Annotated in this window: 1 protein-coding gene; it reads right to left on the bottom strand. The window is 73.7% G+C overall.

The features are described 5' to 3' along the window. Positions 1-539: 539 nt before the first annotated feature. The coding region (locus tag PROKR_RS20780; RefSeq protein WP_051433199.1) for a S8 family serine peptidase at positions 540-4,186 on the bottom strand (3,647 nt) is incomplete at its 5' end.

Here is a 4,186-nt window from a genome sequence, read left to right as displayed (position 1 = left end):
GAGCGCCGCCGGCAAGGCGCGGGCGGCGGCCGCGCAGGAGCCGGAGCCGGCCCCGCCGACCTGCCCCACCTGCTACATGCAGCTCCCGGCGACGGGCGTCTGCGACAGCTGCGACTGAGCTGACCACCGCGGCACGTCGTCCGCCGTCGGCAGTCCGCAGTCGTCCGTCGTCCGCCGTCGGCCGAGCTCCTGTTCCGGGAGTGGTCCCGGCGGCCCGTTCCCCTTTGAGGCCTAAGTTTCTTCGCTTTGAGGCGACTCAAAGCGAAGAAACTTAGGCCTCAAAGGGGAACGAGCGACAGCCCTGGGCGCGGCAGAGGGCTCGGTCTCGGAGGAAGCCGAGCATCCAGCAGGACAGCGACCAAGCGCGATGACCGCTCTGTGGTGTGTTGCTGGGAGTGGACATTGTCTACTCCCAGCAACATGCCCCCGCGCGACTACCTTTCCCACGACGTCACGGACGGCCGCAGACGTGCGGACGGGCTGTTCATTCCTCTCCCGACCGGGCCGGCGACAGGATCACCGGCCCGGCTCGCGAGGGATCAGCGGCCGGCGACGCCGAACGCCGACGTGACCTCCTGGGTCACCGAGTTGCCGGCGTCGTCCTGGGCGGTCGCCCGGAGCGAGACCAGGTCGGCGCCGCGGGACGGGATGCGCAGGCGGGCCTCCCAGCGGTCGTCGTCACGCCGCAGCGAGACCTTGGACCACGACGAGCCGCCGTCGTAGCTGACCTCCAGCGTCGCACCCTGCACCGAACCGGCCCGCGGCGCGCCCGGCACGGTGTACGGGACCACCGCGAACGGCATGGTCGAGCCCGCCCGGACGGTGCCGTCCAGTGCCGTGTCGACGTCGTAGTCGAGCTGCACCAGCGGGAGCGGCGTGCCGTTCTCGCCGGGTACGGCGTCGTCGGCCTGGTCGGCCACGAAGGTCCACGACGTGCGGGTGCGCGTCGAGTACCGGTGGGCGTCGTCGGCGGCGTCGGTGTCGATCTCGAACCGGTACTCCTGCGGCCCCTCGGCCGCCGGGACCGACGCCTGGACGGCCTGGCCGATGCTCTCCCGCACCAGGGTGTCGCCCTGGTAGAGGCGCGAGGTCACCGGCGTCTCACCCCACGGGAAGCCGCCGGTGATGCCGGCCGGCCCGCTCGACGGCGCGACGTTGACCGCGAACCAGTCGCCGCCGTGCCACGGACCCCAGTAGCCGTCGCCCGTGCGGGGCGCCGTCACCGGAGCCCACCAGTCACGCACCGTGGTGCTGCGCGGCTCGTACGCCTGGCGCACGCCCCGCTGCTCCCAGGTGCTCTCGTGGTTCACGCTCTCGTACCACTCGACGTCGTCGTACGTGGAGACGTAGTCGGTGCGCTCCGTCGCCGTGGGCTGCAGCACCATGACGCTCAGGCACGGCGGCCACTGGTAGTCGCGGCAGTCGGCGCGGTCGTCGACGGCGAGCCGCTCCTGCGTGTCGTTGTACCTGCTCTCCACGGTCGCGAGCTGCCGGCTCGACGGCGCCAGCCCCAGCTCGGCGGGGATCTCGCCGGGCCAGCTCTTCGACACGTCGAACAGGTACGTCGGGAACTCGACCGCCTTGCCGGTGAGGGTGAGCAGGCCCTTGCGAGCTGCCGTGAGGAGCTTGGCGCCCTGGGCGGACGACACCGAGACGACGGGCACGTCACCCTGCGTCGCGTACTCGACCAGCGAGCCCGGCCGGTCGTTGACGACCACCAGCAGCGCGGCTCCGGCGGCCTGGGCAGCCGCCTCGCGCTCCTCGGCGGACACTGCGTCGTCCCTGGTCACCAGCACTGCGCGACCGTCAGCACGAACGCCCTCGTACTCGGCGGCCGTACCCGTGCCGGCCGCGACGGCCCGCAGCGCGACCCGGCCGTCGAGCCGCGCCGACCCGACCTGGTAGACCGGGTCGAACGCGACGGGCAGGGGAGCCCAGGCCCGCACGTCGAGCGCCGGCTCGGTGGCGCGCCACCGCACGGCGAAGTCGAAGTCGGCGCTGTCCACGGGGCCGGTCCTCGCCGCGTAGAACGAGTCGACGTCGGCCGGCACCGCGTACGTGGCGCCGAACGTCGAGTACAGGCCGCCGATCCCGGAGTCGTTGAAGAACTGGAACCGCCGGTAGCTCACCTCGCTCGCGCGAGGCGTCCGCAGCGTCAGCTCGTCGGCGTCCCGGGCGTCGAGCACCAGCGACTGGTCCGCGTCGGACACGACGACCTGCGGGTCACCGACCAGCGCGACGCCGGTCGAGCCGGGGCCCTCCGAACCGGCGACGTCGAGGAACGCGGTCGCGGAGTACACGCCGGGCTCCAGCCGCTGCGTCGGCACCTCGCCCGTGGACGGGTCGATCGGCAGGCTGCTGACGAACTGGTCGCCGTAGCGGTAGAAGTCCACGAACCCGCTCGCCGGCTTGCCGGAGCGGTCCAGCGCGGTGATGTCGAGGCCGTACCGCTCCTCCTCCTTGACCAGCGCGACGGCGGTCCGCACCGTCACCTCGCCCGAGGCGTCCGTACCGACGACGGCACCGCTGTACTTGCCGGCCAGTGCCGCGTCGTCGGCGTCGGCGGTGACCGCGACGTCGGCCGTGCCACCGGCCGGGACCAGCACCTCGGAGGCGGACAGCGTCATCAGGTCGCTGTCCGCGCCGTCGGGCCCCGTGACGTCGGTGCTCAGCGCGAGCGTGACGTCGGCGTCCGTCGAGTTGGTGAACGTGACGGCGGCGCTCGCGGGCTCGTCGCCGTCGTGCGGCCAGCCGTAGAAGCCGAGCAGCCCGCCGCCGGTCGCGTCCACGCCGTCCAGCGCGGCCGGGACGTCCAGGCGGCCCGTGCCCACCTCGTACGCCGGGGCGTCGATGTCGGCGGCCGAGGAGACCAGGGCCTCCTTGAGCTGCGCACCCGTCAGCTCCGGGTGCGCGCCCTTGACGATCGCCGCGGCTCCCGCGACGTGCGGGGTGGCCATGGAGGTGCCGCTCATCGACGCGTACCAGCCCTCACCGCCCGACTGCTGCGAGCGGGCCGCGACGATGCCGACGCCGGGCGCCGTCAGGTCGGGCTTGATCGCGTGGTCGCCCACGCGCGGGCCGTAGCTGGAGAAGTCGGCGCGCACGTCGCCGTCGTCCACCGCGCCGACCGTGAGGGCGGCGTCCGCCGTGCCCGGGCTGCCGAGCGAACCCTCCGCGTAGCTGTTGCCTGCCGCGACGACGAACAGGGCGCCCGTCTCCTCGCTCAGCGCGTTCAGCGCCTGCGCCATGGGGTCGGTGCCGTCGTTGAGGCTGGAGTCGCCGAGGCTCATGGAGACGACGTCGGCGTTGGCGGCGCCCCACTCCATGCCGGCGATGATCCAGGAGTCCTGGCCGTAGCCGTCGTTGTCGAGCACCTTGCCGACCAGCAGGTCGGCGCCCGGGGCGACGCCCTTGTACAGGCCCTCGCTCGCGGCACCCGTGCCGAGCACCGTGGAGGCGACGTGCGTGCCGTGCCCGTGCTGGTCGTCGTCGACCGCCTGGCCGGGCACGAACGACTCCGCCTGTGCGATCTGGTCCGCGACGTCGGGGTGCGTCGCGTCGATGCCGGTGTCGAGCACCGCCACCGAGGCGCCCGTGCCGTCGAAGCCGGCCGCCCACGCCTCGGGCGCGCCGACCTGCGCCGTGCTGTGGTCCAGGGCGGACTCGGCCTTGCCGTCGAGCCAGATCTTCTCGACGCCCCCGACGAACGTGCCGACCTCGGCACCCGACCGCGCCGAGCGTGCGGGGCCGGCGGTCGCGGCCGACCAGAACGCCGACGCCTGGGCCTTCTTCGCGGCCACGGCGGACGCGTCGATGCTCGGCAGGTCCAGCGTGCGCTTCGCGCCCGGCAGCTCGGTCGCCGCGGAGCGCGCCCTGCTGCCGGTGTGCTCGAGGATGAGCGGCGTGGCGGCCACGGTCTCGTCGTCGTACCGCATCTCCAGCAGCGCCGTGACGTCGAACAGCCGCCGGTCCAGCGTGCCGGCCGCCAGGTACGGCAGCGCGGCGTCCGGGATCACGTAGGTGTGGTCACCCACCTGCTGGGTGCGGACGGCGCCGCCCCCGGCCGGCACGACGCCGAGGGTCAGCGCGCCGTCGCCGGAGGTGGTGACCTCGACGACGTCGCCGGTGACCAGCGTGACGGTGGTGCGGCCGTCGGCCAGCGCGGGGGTGTCGGGGGCGGAGCCGC

The organism is Promicromonospora kroppenstedtii DSM 19349 (assembly GCF_000515355.1).
In the GTDB taxonomy this organism is placed as follows: Bacteria; Actinomycetota; Actinomycetes; order Actinomycetales; family Cellulomonadaceae; genus Promicromonospora; species Promicromonospora kroppenstedtii.
Note: the sequence above shows the minus strand (reverse complement) of the source record. Positions and strands in the feature narration are given on the sequence as shown.